The 20,418-nt window shown below is 68.4% G+C and carries 21 protein-coding genes and 2 tRNA genes; 19 read left to right on the top strand and 4 right to left on the bottom strand.

Annotation, left to right across the window (positions count from 1 at the left end; all coding sequences use genetic code 11):
• Window positions 1-42: 42 nt before the first annotated feature.
• The 4 genes from J7E45_RS05550 (at window position 43) to J7E45_RS05535 (ending at window position 4,628) form a co-directional block, all read left to right on the top strand.
• Window positions 43-783 (top strand): hypothetical protein, encoded by a 741-nt coding sequence (locus tag J7E45_RS05550; RefSeq protein ID WP_091035249.1) that lies wholly within the window; start codon window positions 43-45, stop codon window positions 781-783.
• Window positions 780-1,880 (top strand): Cys-Gln thioester bond-forming surface protein, encoded by a 1,101-nt coding sequence (locus J7E45_RS05545; RefSeq protein ID WP_215067736.1) that lies wholly within the window; start codon window positions 780-782, stop codon window positions 1,878-1,880. Before J7E45_RS05550 ends, J7E45_RS05545 begins: the two co-directional genes overlap by 4 nt.
• Window positions 1,880-2,641 (top strand): VaFE repeat-containing surface-anchored protein, encoded by a 762-nt coding sequence (locus J7E45_RS05540; protein WP_215067734.1) that lies wholly within the window; start codon window positions 1,880-1,882, stop codon window positions 2,639-2,641. The genes J7E45_RS05545 and J7E45_RS05540 overlap by 1 nt, the downstream gene beginning before the upstream one ends.
• Before the next feature lie 178 nt (window positions 2,642-2,819).
• Window positions 2,820-4,628 carry a sigma-70 family RNA polymerase sigma factor gene (locus tag J7E45_RS05535; RefSeq protein ID WP_215067732.1) on the top strand — a complete coding sequence of 603 codons (1,809 nt, stop codon included), beginning with the start codon at window positions 2,820-2,822 and terminating at the stop codon, window positions 4,626-4,628.
• Window positions 4,629-4,649: 21 nt separating this feature from the next.
• Here J7E45_RS05535 and J7E45_RS05530 read toward each other — a convergent pair whose 3' ends face one another.
• The gene (locus J7E45_RS05530; RefSeq protein WP_215067730.1) at window positions 4,650-5,168 is read right to left on the bottom strand and encodes a DUF2087 domain-containing protein; all 519 of its coding nucleotides are present in this window, start codon (window positions 5,166-5,168) and stop codon (window positions 4,650-4,652) included.
• A gap of 135 nt (window positions 5,169-5,303) precedes the next feature.
• Here J7E45_RS05530 and J7E45_RS05525 point away from each other — a divergent pair, with 135 nt between their 5' ends.
• From J7E45_RS05525 to J7E45_RS05490, 8 genes are all read left to right on the top strand, one after another.
• Window positions 5,304-6,203 carry a bile acid:sodium symporter family protein gene (locus J7E45_RS05525; protein WP_215067728.1) on the top strand — a complete coding sequence of 300 codons (900 nt, stop codon included), beginning with the start codon at window positions 5,304-5,306 and terminating at the stop codon, window positions 6,201-6,203.
• 9 nt (window positions 6,204-6,212) lie between these two features.
• Window positions 6,213-6,704, top strand: coding sequence for an FBP domain-containing protein (locus J7E45_RS05520; RefSeq protein WP_215067726.1), 492 nt, complete (start codon window positions 6,213-6,215; stop codon window positions 6,702-6,704).
• Between the two features lie 45 nt (window positions 6,705-6,749).
• A complete protein-coding gene (locus J7E45_RS05515) occupies window positions 6,750-7,550 on the top strand; it encodes an enoyl-CoA hydratase/isomerase family protein (RefSeq protein WP_215067724.1) in 801 nt (266 codons plus the stop codon).
• A gap of 117 nt (window positions 7,551-7,667) precedes the next feature.
• Entirely contained in the window at window positions 7,668-8,669 is a 1,002-nt protein-coding gene (locus tag J7E45_RS05510) for a hypothetical protein (protein WP_215067722.1), read from the top strand.
• Window positions 8,666-9,460: an inositol monophosphatase family protein gene (locus tag J7E45_RS05505; RefSeq protein ID WP_215067720.1), complete on the top strand. Its 795-nt coding sequence runs from the start codon at window positions 8,666-8,668 to the stop codon at window positions 9,458-9,460. The genes J7E45_RS05510 and J7E45_RS05505 overlap by 4 nt, the downstream gene beginning before the upstream one ends.
• A 224-nt stretch (window positions 9,461-9,684) precedes the next feature.
• The gene (locus tag J7E45_RS05500; RefSeq protein WP_251053482.1) at window positions 9,685-10,839 is read left to right on the top strand and encodes a M23 family metallopeptidase; all 1,155 of its coding nucleotides are present in this window, start codon (window positions 9,685-9,687) and stop codon (window positions 10,837-10,839) included.
• A 68-nt stretch (window positions 10,840-10,907) separates the two neighbouring features.
• A tRNA-Thr gene (locus J7E45_RS05495) sits at window positions 10,908-10,979 on the top strand.
• A gap of 34 nt (window positions 10,980-11,013) precedes the next feature.
• Window positions 11,014-11,087, top strand: a tRNA-Met gene (locus J7E45_RS05490).
• Between the two features lie 101 nt (window positions 11,088-11,188).
• On the opposite strand, the gene J7E45_RS05485 is transcribed toward J7E45_RS05490, so the two are convergent.
• Window positions 11,189-11,863, bottom strand: a complete 675-nt coding sequence (locus J7E45_RS05485; protein WP_091035208.1) for a GntR family transcriptional regulator — start codon at window positions 11,861-11,863, stop codon at window positions 11,189-11,191.
• Between the two features lie 100 nt (window positions 11,864-11,963).
• Between J7E45_RS05485 and J7E45_RS05480 the strand changes: the two genes are divergently transcribed.
• From J7E45_RS05480 to J7E45_RS05450, 7 genes are read left to right on the top strand one after another with little or no spacing between them, the layout of a single operon-like run.
• Window positions 11,964-13,028: a substrate-binding domain-containing protein gene (locus J7E45_RS05480; RefSeq protein ID WP_215067716.1), complete on the top strand. Its 1,065-nt coding sequence runs from the start codon at window positions 11,964-11,966 to the stop codon at window positions 13,026-13,028.
• A gap of 27 nt (window positions 13,029-13,055) precedes the next feature.
• The gene (locus J7E45_RS05475; protein WP_251053481.1) at window positions 13,056-14,147 is read left to right on the top strand and encodes a mandelate racemase/muconate lactonizing enzyme family protein; all 1,092 of its coding nucleotides are present in this window, start codon (window positions 13,056-13,058) and stop codon (window positions 14,145-14,147) included.
• A complete protein-coding gene (locus tag J7E45_RS05470) occupies window positions 14,147-15,226 on the top strand; it encodes an ABC transporter permease (RefSeq protein WP_215067712.1) in 1,080 nt (359 codons plus the stop codon). The genes J7E45_RS05475 and J7E45_RS05470 overlap by 1 nt, the downstream gene beginning before the upstream one ends.
• Window positions 15,223-16,227 (top strand): ABC transporter permease, encoded by a 1,005-nt coding sequence (locus tag J7E45_RS05465; protein WP_167634852.1) that lies wholly within the window; start codon window positions 15,223-15,225, stop codon window positions 16,225-16,227. Before J7E45_RS05470 ends, J7E45_RS05465 begins: the two co-directional genes overlap by 4 nt.
• Window positions 16,224-17,744 (top strand): sugar ABC transporter ATP-binding protein, encoded by a 1,521-nt coding sequence (locus J7E45_RS05460; protein WP_215067710.1) that lies wholly within the window; start codon window positions 16,224-16,226, stop codon window positions 17,742-17,744. Before J7E45_RS05465 ends, J7E45_RS05460 begins: the two co-directional genes overlap by 4 nt.
• Complete coding sequence (locus tag J7E45_RS05455; protein ID WP_215067706.1) at window positions 17,741-18,724, top strand: aldo/keto reductase; 984 nt, start codon at window positions 17,741-17,743, stop codon at window positions 18,722-18,724. The genes J7E45_RS05460 and J7E45_RS05455 overlap by 4 nt, the downstream gene beginning before the upstream one ends.
• Before the next feature lie 16 nt (window positions 18,725-18,740).
• Window positions 18,741-19,076 (top strand): L-rhamnose mutarotase, encoded by a 336-nt coding sequence (locus tag J7E45_RS05450; RefSeq protein ID WP_215067705.1) that lies wholly within the window; start codon window positions 18,741-18,743, stop codon window positions 19,074-19,076.
• A 6-nt stretch (window positions 19,077-19,082) separates the two neighbouring features.
• On the opposite strand, the gene J7E45_RS05445 is transcribed toward J7E45_RS05450, so the two are convergent.
• Both J7E45_RS05445 and J7E45_RS05440 read right to left on the bottom strand, forming a co-directional pair.
• Window positions 19,083-19,910: a type II CAAX prenyl endopeptidase Rce1 family protein gene (locus tag J7E45_RS05445; RefSeq protein ID WP_215067703.1), complete on the bottom strand. Its 828-nt coding sequence runs from the start codon at window positions 19,908-19,910 to the stop codon at window positions 19,083-19,085.
• A 90-nt stretch (window positions 19,911-20,000) separates the two neighbouring features.
• Window positions 20,001-20,309, bottom strand: coding sequence for a hypothetical protein (locus J7E45_RS05440; protein WP_215067701.1), 309 nt, complete (start codon window positions 20,307-20,309; stop codon window positions 20,001-20,003).
• Window positions 20,310-20,418 lie beyond the last annotated feature (109 nt).

The raw sequence follows: 20,418 nt of genomic DNA, 5'->3' as shown, positions 1-20,418 counted from the left end.
GAGGTAGCAGTCGCAGGGCGTGGCCTGTCGCGAAGGACGATCGTGAAGGGTGCAGCATGGTCGCTGCCCGTGATCGCCGCCGCCGTGGCAACACCCCTGGCGGCCGCGTCGACGGCGAACTGCACGGCGACGGTCAGCACGAGCACCGCCACGTACTCGCGGCTGAGCGCCACTTCGGCCGTGTTCACGTGGACCGACATCTTCGGCGACGGCAAGGACTTCACGCTCACGCTCAACGCCGTGCCCAACGGGGCGGCCAACATGACCATCAACACGACGAACAACTTCGTTCTGGATTCCAGCACGCAGGGCAATGAGTCGCTGCCCAGCGTGCGGTTGTCGCTCGACACCGTGAACCTCAACAACATCGGCGGAGGCGAGCGGGTGACATTCAGCTTCGCCCTGGATGGCGCGCCCACCATCGTCGAGAACTTGACGTACAAGATCAAGGACATCGACGGCTTCCAGGCAGTCGATGCCCTCGGCGGCGCAGAGCGCGTCTACCTTTCGGCGGGGGCCGGGACCGGCGTCTACAACTCCGACTGGATCCGCGGACAGGGGACGGCCGCCAACCCGTGGCGGCCGTTCACCGGCGCCCCGAACGTCGAGGTCATTCCCACCAACACGGGAGGCAACATCGCGGTCACCGCAGCGACGGTCGGTGCATTCGACCTCACCTTCGTCGCCAACAACTCGGGTCGTGCCGGCACGGATCGGCCGAACCAGAACATCTGGGTGGGCCCGTTCAGCTTCACCGCGGTGAACCCCGCCTGCCTCGCATGATGCCGTCGACTCGGTCGGCGGGATGGGTCGCAGGGGCGATGCTCGTCCTCGGTGCGCTCATCGCACCCGCGGGCGTCAGCGCCGCAGCAGCCGCAGAGGTCGCCCCGGGGGACTCCGTCTACATCGGCAGCAAGGAAGGCTACAGCGGTACGGGGGTCTTCCCGATCTGGTCTGAGGGGATCCCGAGCGGGGACCCCGACCTGTGGGCGTACTGCCTCGAGAACCAGGTGACGGCGCAGACGGGCCGGGTAGGCACTGTCGGCGACGGCGGCGACTTCCTCGGCAGCAACTACTTCGTGGATCCTGCCGTGCAGGGGAAGGTGCTGTGGGTGCTCGCCCACAGCTATCCCGCGGTGAGCCTCGCAGATCTCGCAGCGTCGGCCGGGGTCGCGCAGATCTCGCGGAACGATGCGATCGAGGCCACGCAGTATGCGATCTGGCGCTATACGGACCTCACGTTCGATGCCGCGTGGCCATGGGAGACGCCGGACTCGGAGGCCGCGTACTGGTACCTCGTGAACGGCGCGAACGCGAGTCCTGGGCTGACCCCGGAGGATCTCGAGGTCACGGCCACTGTGACGGCGCCGGATGCGGCGCAGGTCGCGGGGACGCTCATCGGGCCGTTCGTCGTGAACACCAACCGGGCCTCGGCCTCCGTCTCCGTCGACCCCGCCGTGGCGGTCACCGACGTGAACGGAGCGGCAGTGGCCCTCGACGCGGTCGTCGACGGTCAGGAACTCTATCTGGACCTGCGCGCTTCGACGGCAGCGGGCAGCGCGACCGTCCGTGTCACGGCCGAGGGATCGAGCAGCACCGGCATGGTGGTCTCGGTACCGAACGTGCCGGGTGGGACGCCCACTGCGGAGGACCACGCGCAGTCGATCATCCTGGTGGCGCCCGAGGCGACGCAGACGACGGGGGAGGCCACTGTGGAGTGGGCCGCTCAGCCCGGTGCCGCGGAGCCGGTGATCGGCACGTCGCTGGTCGACGCAGCCGACGGCGACCGGGTGCTGGGATGGAACGGGGGAACGGTGATCGATACCGTCACGTATCAGAACCTGGTTCCGAGACCGTGTACACGGTCTCGGGTGAGCTGATGCGCAAGTCCGACGGTCAGCCGACCGGCATCACGGGTTCGACGACGTTCACTCCGACGACCGCGAACGGCTCTGTGGGCGTGACTCTCGTCGTACCGGAGGGCTTCGCCGGTGACGTGCTCGTGGCCTTCGAGGAGCTCTTCGAAGGTCCGGAGGCCTCCGGCGAGCCGGTGGCGGAGCACAAGGACATCGACGACTCCGCGCAGACGGTCACGGTGGCGCCGGCCCCGGAAGCGCCGGCGCCGTTCATCGGGACCTCGCTGGTCGACGCCGCTGACCAGGACCACGTGCTGGCTGCCGGCGGCGGGACGCTCATCGACACGATCGCCTACCGCAACCTCACGCCGGGTACCGAGTACACGGCCACGGGCGTGCTGATGGACAAGGCGAACAACGAGTCGACGGGCATCACGGGATCGACCACGTTCACGCCGACGACTGCGGACGGCTCGGTCGAGGTGTCGTTCCGCGTCACGGGGGAGTTCGCCGGCACGGTGCTGGTGGCATTCGAGAGGCTCTTCGTCGGCCCAGGTGTCACCGGCGACCCTGTCGCGGTGCACACCGACATCGATGACGCGGCGCAGACGGTCGCGGTCGACGCGGCGGGTTCCGGTGTTCCCACGACACCGGCTCCGGGCGGGGAGGGAAACCTCGCGGTCACCGGTGCCCCGGCGCCGATCGCGAGCATCGCTGCCGCAGTGCTCGCTGTTCTGGCCGGTGCGGTTCTGATGCTGGCGAGGCGACGCAGGCTCGACGCCTGACCGGTTCTCCGACAGGACAGGGCCGCGGATATCTCCACTCCGCGGCCCTGTCCGCTGCCGCTAGTATGAGCGCAGCGCCGTCGTTGAACACGTGTTCAGATGTGGATCGATCGCGTGGGTCTGCCCGCGGTCAACTGCTCGTCGCAGATGAGCGGGCGTTCTTTCTGGAGGGGAAGACGTGGAAGATTCTCGCGGCGATGCCGAACTCCTCCGTGCGCTTCGCGACGGCGATCAGGCGGCGTATGCCGTGCTGTGGGAGCGGCACATCGGCGCGGCTCTTCGGTACGCGCACCGACTCTTCCCGTCGCGGGCCGAAGATCTCGCCTCCGAGGCGCTCCTGGCCATCTACCAGCAGGTGACGACCACCGGCTCCGGGCCCGAGTTCGCGTTCCGGTCGTACCTCAAGGCGGTGATCCGCAACACCGCGATCCGGTGGCGCAAGGATGCCGACCACATCGACGACACGGTCGAGCCCGATCGGGCCGACTTCCGTGACGCGCTCAGCCTCGTCGAACGAGAGACGAACGCTCAGCAGTTCCTCGGGGCGTTCCAAGAGCTCCCCGAACGCTGGCAACGTGTGCTGTGGCTGACCGAGGTCGCTGATGTACCCCGCCCGGAGGTCGCGCGCGAGCTCGGCATCAAGCCCAACGCCGTCTCCGCCCTGCAACGCCGAGCCCGTTCCGGACTCAAGGTCCAGTGGCTCACGTCGCAGGTGCCGCTCGCGCTGAGAGACGACGAGGCTCACGTCGCCCGACTCTTCCCGCGACACCTCACCGAGCCGCTCGACGAGGCCGTGGCGCAGGAAGTTGCCGGGCACGTGTCGTCATGCGACGTGTGCGGCGAACTGCTCATCGGCCTTCGCAGCGACGCGCAGCGCCTGCATGGCGTCACCCTCTCCGCCGTCGGATTCGGCGCACTGGGAGTCATCCTGCCGTCCACCGGAGCATTCGCTCCCGGCACCGCGGTGGCGGCCGCGGTCATCGCCACCGGCGCAGGGGCGGGTCTCGCGAGCCTTCTGGCGGGCGGCCTGGGCGTGCTCACCGCCGGCACCTTGATACTCGGATCCTTCCTGCTCCCCGGAGCCGCGCCGGCAGCATCCACGCCCGCCGCCGAGGGTGACAAGACGTGGAGCGTGGCGCGGTCCGTTCCTCACGTCGGAGTGCCGGCACCCGTCGTCGGAGCGCCCGACGGGACGGTGGCCACGCCCGCACCGTCCGTATCGCCGTCGCCTCCCCGAACCGGACGCTGGAACTCCGACCCGGCGATCGATTCCATCGACCTCGTCAACGATCCGGATGCCCCGGGGCCGCTCACCCCCACGAGGCCGGGAACGGCGCCCGGGACGACACCCGACCCGGGGGAGACTCCGGGCTCGGCCCTCGGCCCCGGTGTCACCAGCCCCACGGCATCCTCCGGCTATCTCGCTCCGGTGGTGGCGGGTACCGCCACGCCAGGGTCCGCTGTCGCGATCGAGGTCGCCGGCCAGCGCTACACCCCAGCGGTCGCTGCCGACGGGAAGTGGTCCTTCGACCCTCGCGCCCTGGATCTCGCCGCCGGCACGTATGACTATCGGGCCTGGGCGTTCGATGCCGCTGGCCAGTCCCCGGCTACGACGGGCAGCTTCACCGTCCGTCCCATCGTCATCGAAGGCTTCGAGAACATCGTCGGCACCGAAGACATGCAGGTGGAGGAGGCGAGGACTACGGGCGTGGTGATCGCCGCCACCGGCCCTGCGAACGGAACGATCTACGTCACCACCATGCAGGGGCACTCGGCGATCATCCCGCTCGACGACACCGGGCACGCGGTGAAGCGGCTGCGACTGAACTCACGCGGTTGGTATTGGTTCACGTTCCGAGCCATGGACGCGGAGGGATTCATCGGGCCGATGGACGAACATCCGCTCGACGTCTACGACCCCGACATCACCTTCGACCCCTGGGGGCCGGGGCCGGAGGAGATGACGTTCGAACTCGTCGACCCCTGACGCTCCTCAGAGCGGTAGTTGTCACTCGTCGGTCGGGACGACCGGTCCACTGACGGCCAACGCGTACTGGGTGCCGTCTGCGCGACGTTCCACGAGCTGGTCGTCCACGAGGTAGCGGCGGAGCACGGCGACATCTTCGGAATACGGCAGAAGTCGCGCATTCACCTCGCGTTCGGTCAGGACTTCGTCTGCGACGAACACCGCTCTGGCGACCCAGGCGAGGAGCGCTCCGCGTTCTTCGAGGTTGGCCGGGTACTGGCGGATGCGCTTTCCATCGGTGAACCGCTCGATCCCCTCCCGTCGGGGAACCGCGGCCGACGCCAGAATCTCGCGGAACACGTCGGGCGCGAGCGCCTGGGTCTCCGCGTCGACCAGGCCGCTCTGCACGACCGCCTCCGTCACGTGTCGACGTCGAGAGGGCGAGAGGCCTTCCACGGCTGATGTGAGAGTTCCGCCCAGCATCACCTCGGCGGCGACGCGGCGGGTCTCGGGGTTCGCGAACAGGGCGATCAGCGGGCGCCACGCGTGTGAGTCTCCCATCGCACCATCCTTCTTCCTCCGTGTCGCCCCGCTCCCGCATCGAGCGGTGGGGACCTCCTGCAGGCTACTTCGTGTGCTCGTCTCGACGCGATATATGGGTGGCACCGAGGTCCTCCATCCGCCACACTGAGTCCCATGGGATCAGCGTTGACCACCATCGGACTGCCCGTCGCTCTCGGCATCATCATGCTGGGCCTCGGTCTCAGCCTCACCCTCGCCGACTTCGCGAGGGTCCTGAAGCAGCCGAAGGCGGTGATCATCGCGCTGCTCTGTCAGCTCGTCGTGCTGCCGGCCATCTGCTTCGGACTCGTGCTGGCGTTCCAACTCCCCCCGATCCTGGCCGTCGGCATGATGATGCTGGCCGCATCCCCGGGCGGGACCACCGCCAACCTCTACAGCCATCTGTTCCGCGGAGACATCGCGCTGAACATCTCGCTCACGGCCGTGAACTCGGTCATCGCGGTGATCACGCTGCCGGTCATCACCAACTTCGCCATCGCCTACTTCGAGCCATTCGACGACCGGCTCGGCCTGCAGTGGTCTAAGGCCCTCGAGGTGTTCGCGATCGTGCTGCTGCCGGTCGCACTGGGCATGATCGTGCGGCGCTACTGGCCGAAGTTCGCCACCGGCATGGACAAGCCGGTGCGCATCGCCTCGGTGATCATCCTGATCGTCGTGATCGCGGGCGCGGTCGCCTCGAACTGGACGCTGCTGGTGGCCAACTTCACGCAGCTCGCCCTCATCACCGTGCTGTTCTGCCTGATCAGCCTCACGATCGGGTTCCTGATCCCGCGGATGCTGCGGGTGGGGAAGCGGCAGGCGATCGCCACGTCGTTCGAGATCGGCATCCACAACGCGACGCTCGCGATCGTCATCGCGCAGTCCGTGCTCGGCTCCGTGGAGCTGAGCCTGCCCGCCGCCGTCTACGGGGTGCTGATGTTCTTCATCGCGTTCGGCTTCGGCTTCCTCATCCGGGATCGGTCGGGTGAGGGCGCGGAGGGCGTCGCGGCGCCTTCGGGTGCCGCCCGTTCATAGACTGGAGCGATGCGACCGCTCACAGAGGCCGACGTCAGGGCATCGTTCGTCAATGCGGATGCCGATGAGCTGCGGACCATGGAGATGCCGCACGACTTCCTGCTCGTCGACTGGGACTACCTCGACTTCTTCGCCTGGCAGGATCCGAGCGCCACTCGCCGCGGCTATGTGCTGATCCCGCACGAGGACGGCGTCGTCGGCATCGTGCTCCGCGCCACCGAGCCGGGACGCGGACGCTCCGGCCTGTGCAACATCTGCCACACCATGCAGCCCGGCAACCAGATCGCACTCCTCTCCGCTCGGCGCGCGGGCGAGGCGGGGCACCGAGGGGACTCGTTCGGCACGTACATGTGTGCCGACCTGTCCTGCCACGAGAACGTGCGCCTCGCGCATCCGCTCGCGCCCAACGAGATCAGGACGCCAGGACAGGTCGACTTCCGCCTCGACGGCACGCGGCGCCGGATGGAGCGCTTCGTCTCGCAGGTCTGGGAGCAGAACTGATCGCGGCTACGCTGGACCACACGTCCTGCGCTCGAAGGAGAAGCCATGAGTGATGCCATCCTGTTCACCGTCGAAGAGGGTATGGCCCGGCTCACGCTGAACCGTCCCGCCCGGCTCAACGCTTTCAACGCCGACCTCGCCCACGCGTGGAAGGATGCGACCGCCGAGGCGACGTCGCGGCCCGACGTGAAGGCGATCCTGATCGATGCGGCAGGTCCGGCCTTCTGCGCCGGCGGCGACGTCATCGACATGGCCACGACGATGGGCGCATCCGGGGCGGAGATCACCGCGCTCGCCGAGGTGATCAACGCCGGTATCCGGTCGCTCACCGAGTCTGCGGTGCCCGTCGTCGCCGCCGCACACGGCACTACCGCCGGCGGAGGCCTCGGCATCCTGCTCTCCAGTGACTACGCCGTCGTCGGGTCGCGTTCCCAGCTCGGCAGCCTGTACGCGAACATCGGACTGACTCCCGACCTCTCGGTCTCGGCGCAGCTCGCCAGGGCGGTCGGCCAGCGCCGCGCGTTGCAGCTCGTGCTCCAAGACCGGTTGCTGTCGGCAGCGGAGGCCGTGGAGTGGGGGCTCGTCGCCGAGTCCGTGGAAGGCGCGGACGGTGCTGCTGAGGCGGATGCCGTGCGGACCCGCGGCGAGGAGATCGCACGCTTCTGGCTCGCCGGAGCGGCCGACGCGTACGGACAGGCGAAGCGGCTCGTGCGCTCGCAGCCCGAGCGCTCGTTCGTCGAGCAGCTGACCGAAGAGGCGCGCTCGATCGGCGCAGCCCTGGAGACTCCGGATGCGCAGGCGAGGGTCGCGGCCTTCGCCGCCGCGTCCGCAAGGAAGTCGGGCTGACTTCTCCTCCCCGCGCCGGCGTGGAGTGGAGACTTCTCCTCAGCGCGGCGCTGGACCGTCGCCTGCGGCGATGCGCGTGGCAGGATGAAGGCATCGCCGCTCGACGAGAGGATCACCATGTCCCAGCCGGACATCACCACGCAGCCGCAGGGTGAGAAGAAGAATATGTCGCTGCTGATCAGGGGTTCCCTCTGGATCGCCATCGGCGCGCTGATCGCCGCGGCGCTCGTGTGCGTCATCTGGGTGCTCGTGGGGGATCAGGACGGGCTGATCGGACGAGCCTTCCTCACGATCCTGCTCCTGGCGGCCTTCGCAGGGATCGCGATCCTCGAGGCGGGCCTCGCCCCGAATCGCCCTGACTGGCTGCAACTGGCCAGCATGGTGAGCTGGATCGTCGCGCTGCTCGTCGGCGCCGTCAAGATCTGGCTCCCCGAAGACGGCATGTTCTTCGGAGCCGAGCGCTTCTTCCAGCTACTGCTCGTCATCGGCATCCTGCAGCTCGCCCTCCTGCACGTGCGGCTGTTCACTCCGGCCGCGCAGCGGCACATCACGACCTTCACCCGTGTGATCTACATCGTCACGATCACCTTCCTGGTCGGACTCGTCGGCATGCTCGTGTTCTTCCTCGCCTTCCCGAACACCTTCCACTACGGCGAGCTCTACTGGCGGATCGTCGTCGCGCTCACGATCCTCGTCGCTGTCGGAACCACGCTCATCCCGCTGCTCAACGCGCTGTTCGCGCCGAAGAAGAAGGCGTCGCCCGCTCGCGGCGTCGCGCCGGCGCCGTCGTGGCCGACCTACGCCGACGGCGTCACCCCGCTGCCGGCGCTGCCCGACTCGTCGCCGGACTGGAACGCCTACTACACCGGGTACCCGACTCCGGCACAGCCGCAGCTTGCCGCGCCCACGTCGAGCTTCCCGGTCGCGCCCCAGCCTGCACCTCCGCAGCCCACGCTGCCGCAGTCGGCGCCGCCGCAGTTCGCACCGCCTACCGCTCCCGGCGGCCACCTCGTTCCTCCCGCGCCCGCCGCTGCCGGAGGCCAGCCGTCGGCCCCACAGCAGGGCGAACCGCCGGCGTTCCCGCCGCCGCCGCCCGCGCCCCAGCAGCCTGCGCAGTGACGACCGAACTCGAGCTCGGCGAACTCGCGACCGAGATCGCCCGGGAAGCAGGAGCGCTCGCCCGAGCCCGTCGGCGCGACGGGGTGCGTCTCGCCGCCACCAAGACGACCCTCGCCGACATCGTGACGGACGCCGACCGCGAGGTCGAGGCGCTCATCCGCGAGCGCCTACGCGCCGCCCGTCCCGAAGACGGCTTCCTCGGCGAAGAGTCGGATGCCGAGCCGGGTGCGAGCGGGATCACGTGGGTCGTCGATCCGATCGACGGCACCGTGAACTACGCCTACGGCATCCCGGCCTACAACGTGAGCATCGCCGCGGTGCAGGGCGAGCCCGACCCCGAGACCTGGGTGGCGCTCGCCGCAGCCGTCAACGCGCCCGCGCTCGGAGAGGTCTTCACGGCGGCCCGTGGCCACGGAGCATGGTTGGAGGGGAGCCGGCTCGCGGTGACCGAGGAGACTCCGGCGGGAGCGCTGCTCGGCACCGGGTTCGGCTACGACCCCGCGACCCACGACGGCGATCTCGCCACGGTGGCGCGTGTCATGCCGATGGCGCGTGATCTCCGACGCATGGGTGCCGCGGCGCTCGACCTCGCCTACGTCGCCGCCGGGCGGCTCGACGGGTACTTCGAGCGCGGGCTCCGCCCCTGGGACCACGCCGCCGGAGCACTTCTGATCACGGAGGCGGGGGGCCGCGTCTCCCGGATCGACGTCGAGTCGACGCGGCCGATGCTGGTGGCCGGAGGTCGCGATGTGCACGCCCGACTACTCGAGATCCTCGACCCGAAACACTGACCGATTCATGGCATTCCCAGGCTGATCAGGGTAGGGTTTACCCGATCGTTACTTTCGCCACCCGAAGGTGAAAGTCTGAGTTTGCGCCCGAAGCTTGACGCACAACCGAGAGAAACGCTTTGCCCTTCGAGAATTCCCAGGCTGCCTCTGCGCCCACGCGCCGGTCCAGCCGACTCCGCACCGAGGCCCCCGAAGCCTCCGCGGCGGGAACGACGGCACCCAGTTTGGCCGCAGAAGCCGCAGCCGTCGCGCTCGCGGCCGTCGCGCCGCTTTCCCGTCGTACCGCTCGCCAGCGACAGGCCTCCGATGACGCCGTCGTCGAATCACCCGTCGAGCCTTTCATCGCCGCGACGCCTGAGCCGATCATCGCCGATGTTCCCGCCACCCCGGTCGTCGTCGACGCGGGGGAGCAGATCATCGAGATCGCGACCGCCGATGAGATCGACGCCGCACCGGCCGACTCGACGCCGGAGCCGGCGAGTGAGTTGCCGCTCGAAGGCGATGTCGACGCCTTCGAGCGTGCATCCCGAGCTTTCCGTACGGGTTCGATCCCGACGGTCGACTCCTCGGCCGCGCACACGCCGTCCACTGCGTACTCCACGCAGCCCGAGGCTCCCGTCCACGTCGCTGCACGCCGCCCGCGCAACTTCCGCAAGGTCGTGGCCGTCGGTGCCAGCGTCGGCGTGATGAGCCTCGCGGGCCTCCTCGCCGTCTCCATGACTCTTCCCGCCGAGGCTGTCGCCGCGGTTCAGGGAACCTCGGTCGCGGCCACCTCGCTGGTCTCGGCTGCTGCCGCCGACGCGAAGGGAGCGGCCGATGACGAGATCCAGGCGTTCGTCGCACCCTCGGGTGTCGAGAACGAGCCGCTCGCGCGGTCCGATGACTTCAGCACCGTCTCGCTGGTCCAGGTGGCCGCCGAACAGGGAATCAACTACTCGGGCGAGATCTTCACGAACGACCCCGATGCGGCCATCCAGTGGCCCTTCCTGGTCGGCGTCGGCATGAGCTACGGGTACGGCATGCGCAGCGGCCGTCTGCACGAGGGCATCGACTTCGTTCCCGGCGACGGCGCCCCGGTTCAGGCGATCGCCGACGGCACGGTCCGGATCGCGACCGAGCAGGGCGGCGCCTACGGCGTGACCGTCTACATCGACCACGTCATCGACGGGTCGGTCATCACGAGCCACTACTCGCACATGCAGTACGGTTCGCTGCAGGTCAAGGCCGGCGAGACCGTGAAGGTCGGCACGGTCGTCGGCAAGACTGGAAACACGGGCCGTTCCTACGGCGCGCACATGCACTTCGAGCTCATCGTCAACGGGTCGACCATCGATCCGATGCCGTGGCTCAAGGAGAACGCCGGGCGGACGTCTTACTGACGGCCCGGATTTCATGAGGACGCCACAGTGATGGTATTCTCGTACGGTTGCCCCGCGAGGGGCAGCACGCCCCGATAGCTCAGTGGCAGAGCACTTCCATGGTAAGGAAGGGGTCGTCAGTTCAATCCTGACTCGGGGCTCGCAGCATTCTTCTCACGCGGACGGATGCCTCGCGGCAGGGTAGCTCAGCTGGTTAGAGCGCACGACTCATAATCGTGAGGTCGCGGGTTCAAGCCCCGCTCCTGCTACAGACTTAAACCCCCGGTCATCCCGGGGGTTTTGTCGTTTCTGGCGACGGTCGCATCGGCCGAGGATAAAGTGTCCCTCGCCCCGCCGCCGCAGTTCGGCGTCAGTCGACGACGCGCATCAGTCGGTCGCGCGAGCGCTCGATGTGCGTGCGCATCGACTCCGCGGCCGCGACCGGATCGCCATCGGTGATGGCGCGGACGATGGCCGCGTGCTCGTCGACCGTGTCGGACACGTACGCGCCCGTGTAGGCGAGTCGGAACGTGTGCAGGTGGCAGTGCGTGCGCGCATACGCCTGACGGACCGTCTCGTTCCGCGCCGAACGGAACACGAGGTCGTGCAGCCGCACGTCATGACGGGAGAGCAGACGGTAGGCGTCCGCCTCTCCGACCGCGGTCCGTCCCGCCTCGACCTCGTGAGCGAGTTCCTTCAGATCCGTGGCCGAGCGGCGTTCGGCGGCGCTCGCTGCGCTTCCCGGCTCCAGCAGCAGTCGCAGTTCGAAGAGTTCGGTCAGCCGCGTCCGGTCGAGCAGATCGGTCGTGCGGTAGCCGCGCAGGGGGAGCTTCTCGACGAGCCCGTCCGACTCGAGTCGGGCGAGCGCCTCGCGCACGGGGGTCGGCGACACCTCGAACTGCCGAGCGAGCTCGCCCGCGTTGATGCGCGCGTCGGGTGGGAAAGTGCCGTCGAGGATCGACTGCTGGAGCGCGCCGTAGACCTCGTCGCCGAGCATCGTGCGCGCACCGGGGGTGAAGGAGGGCAACTGACCGAGCGTAGACATCCGACCTTTCCCTTGACATAGCGGCGGAGTGCAGCCATCATATCCTTTGAAAGATCAAATACGATATTTCAAAAGGAACCCTTTTCCTGGAGGCTCAAAGATGCGCATCACACAGCACGTGCGGCTCGGCGCCGTCATTGCGGCAGCCGCCGCCCTCACCCTCGCGCTCGGCGCGTGCACCCCGCAGAACGCCGATCCGGACGCCGGCGGTGACGGGGCCGGCGGAGATCTGTCCGACGTGCACGTCGCCCTCGTTCCTGGCGGCGCCCACCCGTACTTCCAGCCCTGGATCGAGGCAGGCGAGAAGGCGGCCAAGGACTTTGGCCTCGGCGAGGTCACGTTCAACGAGACCGCCGAATGGGACCAGACCAAGCAGAACGACGTGATCAACTCGCTCGTGGCCAACGGCTACAACGCGTTCGGCATCTTCGGCGTCTCGCCGACCGACATCAACTCCACCTTCAAGAAGCTGACGGACGCGGGCGTCGCGGTCGGATCCATCGCCTCCTGTCCGGCCGGCGACGAGAACCTCGCCGCCTTCTGCCTCTCGACCGACACCGAGGAGGCCGCGTACCAGGCTGCCGCTGCGGCGATCGAGGCGATCGGCGGCAAGGGCACGATCGTGCACATGACCGGCAACAACGTCGACTCCAACACGCAGCGCCGTATCGAGGGCGTCCAGCGCGCGATCGACGAGACCGACGGCGCCGTCACCCTGCTCCAGACGATCACCGACGTCGACACCGACCTCGCCACGGCCCAGAAGGCGGCATCCGATCTCCTCGCGGCAAGCGGCTCCGAGATCAACGCGATCGTCACCACGGCCTACAACCCGGCCGTCGCGAGCGCCGAGGCGATCGCCGAATCCGGCCTCGAGATCCAGCTCGTCGCGATCGACGACGACGCCACCATCCTCGACGGCATCCGCGACGGCTCCGTTTACGGAACGGTCGCGCAGAACCCCGCCGGCCAGGCCTATGTGGGCAGCTGGGTGCTGGCTCAGCTCGCGAGCGGCACCTGCGAGATGGCCGAGCCCGGTGTGATCGTCGACTCCGGCTCGTTCGTCGTCACGAAGGACAACGTCGACACGTACGACGACGAGCGCGTCGCGTTCGCCGAGAAGGTGAAGAAGCAGTTCGACGACGAGCTGCTCACCTGCAAGTGATCTGACCCACACCAGGAGATGTACCCGATGGCCAGTACGATCACCGATGCTCGCGCGTTCCTCGTGGACGTCGCCGTCGAGACCGAGCGCACGGATGCCGTGCAGAGCTTCGTGTCTCAGGAGACGATCTTCGTCGAACTCACCACGAGCGATGGCCTGCACGGCCTCGGGTACTCCTACACGATCGGAACGGGAGGTCGCGCAGTGCTGTCGATGTTGCGCGACCACCTGCTCCCGATCCTCGTCGGTCAGGAAGCCGACCGCATCGAGGCGGTCTGGTACCGCCTGTTCGCCTCGACCCGCGCGACGACGACCGGGGCCATCACCTCGCTCGCACTGGCTGCGGTCGACACGGCGCTGTGGGACATCGCCTCGCGTCGTGCCGCGCTCCCGCTCTGGCGGCTCGCGGGCGGGTTCCGCCGTGACATCCCCCTCTACGACACGGAGGGTGGGTGGCTGCACCTCGACACCGACGAGCTGGTGGCCGGAGCGCTCGCCTCGAAGGACGCCGGACTCAAAGGCGTGAAGGTCAAGATCGGCAAGCCGAGCGGACAGGAGGACCGCGAGCGGCTGACAGCTGTTCGTGAGGCGGTCGGCGCGCACTTCGACATCATGGTCGACGCCAACCAGTCCCTGACCGGCGCGGAGGCCATCCGTCGTGCTCGACTGTTCGACGGACTCGACCTCGGCTGGATCGAAGAGCCCCTGCCCGCCGATGACATCGAGGGGCATGTCCGCCTCGCGGCATCGACATCGACACCGATCGCGGTGGGGGAGTCGATGTACTCGATCGCGCAGTTCCGCGAGTATCTCGACCGCGGCGCCGCGGGAGTCGTCCAGGTGGACGTCGCCCGCATCGGCGGGATCACGCCTTGGCTCAAGGTCGCGCACCTCGCGGAGTCGTTCAACGTGCACGTGTGCCCGCACTTCCTCATGGAGCTGCACGTGAGCCTGGTCGCCGCCGTCCCGAACGGACGCTATGTCGAGCACATCCCGCAGCTGCGCGCGATCACCCGGACCGGCATGACCATCGAAGACGGCAAGGCCCTCGCGCCGGAGACGCTCGGTCTGGGCATCGATTGGGATCGCGATGCGATGGACGACAGGATCGTGCTCTGATGTCGCGTCTGGGCACTGCCGCACGCGCCGAGCTCCGCTCACCACGCGCACTCCTCGTCGTCCTGATCGTCGTCCTGGTCACGACGCTGGCCATCCTCAAGCCGGCGTTCCTCAACGGTCCCTTCGTCATCGCGCCGCTGCTCACGACGATCGCGATCTTCACGGTCGTCGGGCTCGCACAGATGGTCGTGCTCTCGATCGGCCACATGAACCTCGCAGTGGGACAGCTCGCGGGGATCGGAGCGCTCGTCACCGGTGCCGCGTTCGAGAACTTCGGCCTGCCACTCCTCGCCGGACTCGCTCTCGGGGTGCTCGCCAGTACGGCGCTCGGCGCGCTCGCCGGATGGATCATCGCCAAGACCGGAGTGAACTCCTTCATCGTGACTCTCGCGATGAGCTTCACGCTGCTGGGGCTGATCCCCACGCTGTACAAGTCGTGGAGCACCGGCCAGGCCTTCACGGTCTCGCCCGCCGGGTTCGAGACCATCGGGCGTGGCACCTTCGCCGACGTCTGTATGTTCGGCTACTGCGGGTCGAACGCCGTGCCGCTGATGGTCCTGCCCGCACTCGGCTGCATGGCCGTGATCTGGTACTTCTACACCTGCACCCGCAGCGGACGCGAAGTCCTGATGACCGGCAGCAGCGTGAAGGCCGCAGAGCTCTCGGGCATCCCGACCGCGAGCCGGACCATCCTCGCCCACGCCCTCTCCGGACTGCTCGCGGCGATCGCCGGGTTCCTGCTCGCCGCGAGCACGGGATCGTTCACCCCGGCCATCGGCAGCGAGTTCATGCTCTCGTCCTTCCTCGGCCCGATCCTCGGCGGCACCCTGCTCGCCGGTGGACTGGTCTCGATCGTCGGCACCGCGCTCGGCATCACACTGACCTCGGTGATCCGCAAGGGGCTCGAGCTGTTCGGGGTCGGGCTCGAGACGCTCAACGTCCTGCTCGGCGTCATCCTCCTGGCGGCACTCGCCACGGACCGGCTGCGGCTGCTCTTCGCGCGACGCCGCCCCGCCAAAGCGACGGAGTCCGCCGCGACCCTCGCCGTCGAACTCGAAGAGGCGGAGGCCCACCGATGAAACGCATCATCAGCGCGAACAACCTCCTGCTGGTCGGGATCGTCGTGGTCGGAGCCGCCGTGCTGGGCATGGCGACATCGGGACAGTTCTTCGGTCCGGTGTCGATGACGAGCTTCTTCCGCTTCGTCAGCGTGCCGATCCTGATCGGACTCGCCCAGATGATCACGCTCTGCGTCGGGCAGCTCAACCTCGCGGTCGGAGCGATCGGCGGTGTCGCGGCCTGCTTCACCGGCGTGATCGTCACCTCCTGGGGCGTCCCGCCGTGGATCGGCGCCCTCGTCGCCGTGCTCACCGGCGCCGTCCTCGGCCTCGTCAACGGTCTGCTGGTCGTCGGCACCAGGATCAACGGTTTCATCGTTACTCTCGCGATGTCGCAGATCCTGATCGGTGTGCAGTACGCCCTCGTCGGCACCCGCACGATCGAGCGCAAGGCGTGGCCCGAGCTCGCCGCCTTCGGGCGGTCGGAGATCCTGGGCATCCCGACGATCTTCCTGATGACGCTCGTGGTCGCCGCGATCGTCGCCCTCTACTTCGCGCAGACGGTGTCGGGACGAAAACTCCTCGCGAGCGGAGGCAACGCCTCGGCCGCGCAGCTCGCCGGAATCTCGACCGACCGCGCTCTCATCGTGGCCCACACGCTCTCCGGACTGCTGTGCGGCGTCGCCGCGATGGTGAGCATCTCGTTCCTCCCCGGCGTCAACACGACCGTCGGCGGCGACTGGCTGCTGCCGAGCTTCGCTGCACCGATCATCGGCGGCGTCGCTCTCGCCGGAGGCACCGTGGCCGTCCTCGGCACCGTGCTCGCGGCCATGGTCGTGCGGCTCGTGGATGCTGCCAGCCCGATCTTCCGCTTCGACGCCGAAGTGGTCAACTTCGTCGTCGGTGCGGTCGTGCTCGGTACCGTGGCACTCGGCAAGCTGCGTGAGGTGCAGGCATCACGACATGCCAGCAGGATCAGATCGTTGCGAGCGGAAGCCGCACTGGCGGAGGTGAAGCGATGAGCGTCGCACTGGAAGTCCGGAACCTGCGCAAGACGTTCCCCGGGGTGACCGCGCTCGCCGACGCGAACCTGACCCTCGAGGCGGGCTCGGTGCACGCGCTCATGGGAGAGAACGGCGCGGGCAAGTCGACGCTCATCAAGATCGTCACCGGTGTGCAGGGCGCCGACTCCGGGAGCCTGATCCTGGACGGTGAGGAGGTCTCGTTCTCGAACCCGCTGGAGGCGATGGCCGCCGGAATCGGGGTCGTGCATCAGGAGCGCAACGTCGTCCGCGAGTTCACCGTGGGGGAGAACATCGCCCTCTCCGCGATGCCCCGCCGCGCGGGCACGGTCGACTGGCGGCAGGTGTGGCGGGAGTCGAAGCGCTGCCTGGACATGCTCGACCTCGACATCGATCCCCGCACGCCCATGCGTGAGCTCTCGGCCGCGCAGATCCAGCTCGTGGAGATCGCCCGCGGCCTGTACCGGAGCGCCAAAGTGCTCCTGCTCGACGAGCCGACCGCCTCGCTCAGCAACGACGAGGCCGACCGTCTCTACAAGGTGGTGCGCCAGCTCAGCGCCGAGGGCACCGCGATCGTCCTCGTCAGCCACAAGCTCGACGAGGTGTTCGCGCACTGCGACGCGATCACGGTGCTCCGCGACGGCAGCACCGTCATGCCGTCGCAGCCGATCGCGGACACGACCCGTGACGAGGTCGTCGCGCGGATGGTCGGCCGAACCCTCGCCGACCTCGAGGTCGAGGAGCGCGAAGTCGACCGCACCGTCACGCCTGCGCTCGAGCTGACAGACGTCAGCACCGCCGCCGGGCATCGTCGCATCTCGCTCGCCGTGCATCCCGGAGAGGTGCTCGGGATGTACGGGCTCGTCGGCGCCGGTCGCACCGAGCTCGCGCGAGCGATCCTCGGACTCGACCGGGTCGTCGGGGGAGAGGTGAAGGTCGACGGCAGGCCGGTGCGGATCCGCTCCGTGCGCGATGCCCTGCGCCGCTTCCGCATCGGCTACGTCACCGAGAACCGCAAGGAGGAGGGTGTCTTCCTTCTGCAGTCGATCACGCGCAACGTCGCCGTCACCATCTGGTCGGAGATCTCGAAGGTGCTCGGGTTCGTCCCCGGGCGCACGGAGCGCGACACCGTGCAGACCCACGTCGACGCCCTCGACATCAGGATCAGCTCCCAGGATCAGCTCGCCGGCCAGCTCTCCGGAGGCAACCAGCAGAAGGTCTCGCTGGCCAAGTGGCTCGCCGCCCGGACCCGGGTGCTCATCATCGACGAGCCGACCGTCGGAATCGACGTGCGCACCAAGCGGGCGTTCTATGAGCTCATCTGGCAGCTCGCCGACGACGGCATGGCGATCCTCCTCATCTCGAGCGACCTCGCCGAGATGGTGACGCTCGCCGACCGCATCGTCGTCATGGACCAGTTCATCGTGCGCGGCGTCGTCGAGAACACGCACGATTACCAGCCGATGAGTGCGGCCGTGATGGCGCACATCCACGGATCCGCAGTGGAGGCTTCATGATCCCCGTTCGCGCGCATCGCGGGCTCGACATCAGCATCCTCGGCATGGGGTGCGCGCAGCTCGGCAATCTCGGCAGTGTGTTGACCGATGAGGAGGCGGAAGCCTCGGTACGCGCGGCCTGGGACGCCGGCATCCGCTACTTCGACACGGCGCCCCACTACGGTCTCGGCCTCTCGGAGCGCCGACTCGGTCGCGCGCTCGCGGCCTATCCGCGTGACGAGTACGTGCTCTCCACGAAGGTCGGGCGCCTCCTCGTCCCGAGCCCGGAGACCGCCCATCTCCGCGACCTGGACAACCTCTTCGACGTGCCGTCCGATGTGCGGCGCGTGTACGACCTCAGCCGCGACGGGATCCTGCGTTCGGTCGAGGCAAGCCTGGAGCGACTCGGACTCGACCGGGTCGACGTCGTGTACATGCACGACCCGGACGCCCACTTCGACGCCGCCAGGACCACGGGCGCGCAGACACTGTCGGCACTGCGTGACGAGGGCGTGATCGGGGCCTACGGCGCCGGAATGAACCAGGCGGGAATGCTCGCCGACCTGATCGAGCAGACCGACACGGACATCGTGATGTGCGCCGGCCGGCTCACGCTGCTCGAGCAGGGCGCGAGCGTGCGGATGCTGCGGCTCGCGCGCGAGCGCGGCGTCGCCGTGGTGGCGGCCGCCGTCTACAACTCCGGCCTGCTGGCGCGCGACTCCGTTCCCGATCGGGTGAGTTACGACTACGCCGACGCCCCGCAGGACATCGTGGAGCGGGCGCGGGACATCGAGCAGATCTGTCGCGCGCACGGCACGACGCTGCCCTCGGCCGCCGTGCAGTATCCGCTGCGGATGCCGCAGGTGGTCTCGGCCGTCGTGGGGATGCGCGGGGTTCAGCAGGTGACGGAGGCCGTCGCCCGCGCGACGGCGAGCATCCCGGAGTCGCTGTGGACCGCGTTGGAGCACGCCGGGCATATCCTGTCACCGGAATCGATCTGAGCGCGGAGGGGACCACATGCGCATCGCACTGCATTCGATCATCGCCGAGGGTGCGGTCGACGACTACCGATCCCACCACGCCCGGATCCCCGATGCGCTACGCGACCTCTTCGGCGTCGCGGGCATCCACGACTGGACGATCTGGCGCTCCGGTCGCGACCTGTTCCACCTGGTCGAATGCGACGACTTCGAAGCGGCGATGCGTGTCGTCGAGGCCTCGCCGGTGAACGACGCCTGGCAGGCCGACATCGGGGGCTTCGTCGAGGGCTTCCGAGGCGTCGACGGCGAAGACGCGGTCGCGCCGATCGAGCAGGTGTGGGCGCTGTCGGTGCAGCGCGGCACCGACGCGTGACCGGGGTCAGGCCGGACGTTGCTCGGCGAAGTCCGGCTGCGTGCCGCCGACGCGGCCGCGGATGAAGAAGATCGTCACGAAGCCGGCGACGACCACCACGATGTTGCCGAGACCGGCGAAGCCCGTGAGCGCGCCCTCCGCGGGGTAGGCGGTCTGCAGGAAGATGCTCGGATCGGTGCTCGCGTGCAGCAGGATCGGCGCGATGATCGTTCCGGTCACGCGGAGCGCGAGGTACATCAGGATGCCGAAGGCGAAGGTGTAGATCAGCTGGAATCCGGTCGCGAGGAGGTTCTGCCCGTTGAGCAGGTTGCCGGCGTGCAGTCCCGCGAAGAGCGCGGCCGAGATCACGGCCACCACGACCTCGCGGTAACCCGCCTTGCGCATCAGGTTCACCACCAGACCGCGAGTGAGCACCTCTTCGGTGAAGCCGATCAGGAGCCCGGCGAGGAGCCACGTCAGCACGACGTCGAAGCCCGCCTTGCCGTAGTCGATCGTCGCGAAGCGGAGGATGTTGAACAGCAGCACCACCACGATGGCGATCCACATCCACCCCCGGCCGCGGATCGGCTGCCGGCCGAAGACCTCGCGCCGCCACCCGACCGAGAGGGTGAAGGCGACGAGGATGACGGCACCGACGAGCTCGGGCAGGACGTAGAACACGACGATGCCCGCCGCGCTGCTCGGTTCCTCGATGTTCAGGGCGAGCGGGGTGAACGACAACGAGAGCAGCTGGAAGAGGACGAAGTACGCGGCCGTGAGCAGGAGCGCTCGCCACCAGCCACCCTTTTCCCAGAACCTCTTCCAGAACGTGGCGGTGGGTGCAGGAGAGGTCATGGGGACTCCAGGCTGTGGGGGAAGGCCAGCGTGTTCACGTCAGTTTTGCGCAGACCGGCGCTTCGCGTCCAGCGGAGGCGTCTCGGCGTGTCAGCGAGGAGTGCTTCGACCCGCACCCCGGTTGCGCGTCGGCGGGAGGTGCGGGATCGGGATCGGCCGCGTCGCCCGAGAGGCGTCCTGGAACCTCCGGACGGCGTCGAGCACGTCCTCGGCGGAGCTGTACCGCAGGGCAAGCGGAAGGTCGCGCCGCCACAGCACCTCGAACTCCGTCGCGGCGTCTTCGAAGATCGTGCAGACCACCCGGCGGTGATCGCCCTCCGGGTAGTGCAGATCGTGGATCGCCCAGTCGGTGTCACTGACGTGCACCAGGGCGAACCTGCGGTCCGGGTCGTGCTCCATCGTTCTCCTACCTGTCCCCACGATGAAGGATGACCGCTCGCTTCGCGGAAAGGGAGGGGCTTGACAGCGCAGCGCCCTCACCCTTCATCGAAAGGGCGAGGGCGCCGGG

The sequence above is a fragment of the Microbacterium sp. ISL-59 genome, from assembly GCF_018613945.1.
Classification (GTDB): Bacteria; Actinomycetota; Actinomycetes; order Actinomycetales; family Microbacteriaceae; genus Microbacterium; species Microbacterium oxydans_B.
This window is presented reverse-complemented; position numbering and strand designations above follow the sequence as displayed.

What these genes read in the sequence shown, in the direction of transcription:
- J7E45_RS05520 (WP_215067726.1), top strand. Translation starts at nt 6,213, where the DNA reads ATGCGACCGCTCACAGAGGCCGACGTCAGGGCATCGTTCGTCAATGCG.
- J7E45_RS05465 (WP_167634852.1), top strand. Translation starts at nt 15,223, where the DNA reads ATGAAACGCATCATCAGCGCGAACAACCTCCTGCTGGTCGGGATCGTC.
- J7E45_RS05460 (WP_215067710.1), top strand. Translation starts at nt 16,224, where the DNA reads ATGAGCGTCGCACTGGAAGTCCGGAACCTGCGCAAGACGTTCCCCGGG.
- J7E45_RS05540 (WP_215067734.1), top strand. Translation starts at nt 1,880, where the DNA reads ATGCGCAAGTCCGACGGTCAGCCGACCGGCATCACGGGTTCGACGACG.
- J7E45_RS05475 (WP_251053481.1), top strand. Translation starts at nt 13,056, where the DNA reads ATGGCCAGTACGATCACCGATGCTCGCGCGTTCCTCGTGGACGTCGCC.
- J7E45_RS05510 (WP_215067722.1), top strand. Translation starts at nt 7,668, where the DNA reads ATGTCCCAGCCGGACATCACCACGCAGCCGCAGGGTGAGAAGAAGAAT.
- J7E45_RS05450 (WP_215067705.1), top strand. Translation starts at nt 18,741, where the DNA reads ATGCGCATCGCACTGCATTCGATCATCGCCGAGGGTGCGGTCGACGAC.
- J7E45_RS05545 (WP_215067736.1), top strand. Translation starts at nt 780, where the DNA reads ATGATGCCGTCGACTCGGTCGGCGGGATGGGTCGCAGGGGCGATGCTC.
- J7E45_RS05515 (WP_215067724.1), top strand. Translation starts at nt 6,750, where the DNA reads ATGAGTGATGCCATCCTGTTCACCGTCGAAGAGGGTATGGCCCGGCTC.
- J7E45_RS05455 (WP_215067706.1), top strand. Translation starts at nt 17,741, where the DNA reads ATGATCCCCGTTCGCGCGCATCGCGGGCTCGACATCAGCATCCTCGGC.
- J7E45_RS05480 (WP_215067716.1), top strand. Translation starts at nt 11,964, where the DNA reads ATGCGCATCACACAGCACGTGCGGCTCGGCGCCGTCATTGCGGCAGCC.
- J7E45_RS05530 (WP_215067730.1), bottom strand. Translation starts at nt 5,168, where the DNA reads ATGGGAGACTCACACGCGTGGCGCCCGCTGATCGCCCTGTTCGCGAAC.
- J7E45_RS05445 (WP_215067703.1), bottom strand. Translation starts at nt 19,910, where the DNA reads ATGACCTCTCCTGCACCCACCGCCACGTTCTGGAAGAGGTTCTGGGAA.
- J7E45_RS05440 (WP_215067701.1), bottom strand. Translation starts at nt 20,309, where the DNA reads ATGGAGCACGACCCGGACCGCAGGTTCGCCCTGGTGCACGTCAGTGAC.
- J7E45_RS05470 (WP_215067712.1), top strand. Translation starts at nt 14,147, where the DNA reads ATGTCGCGTCTGGGCACTGCCGCACGCGCCGAGCTCCGCTCACCACGC.
- J7E45_RS05485 (WP_091035208.1), bottom strand. Translation starts at nt 11,863, where the DNA reads ATGTCTACGCTCGGTCAGTTGCCCTCCTTCACCCCCGGTGCGCGCACG.
- J7E45_RS05525 (WP_215067728.1), top strand. Translation starts at nt 5,304, where the DNA reads ATGGGATCAGCGTTGACCACCATCGGACTGCCCGTCGCTCTCGGCATC.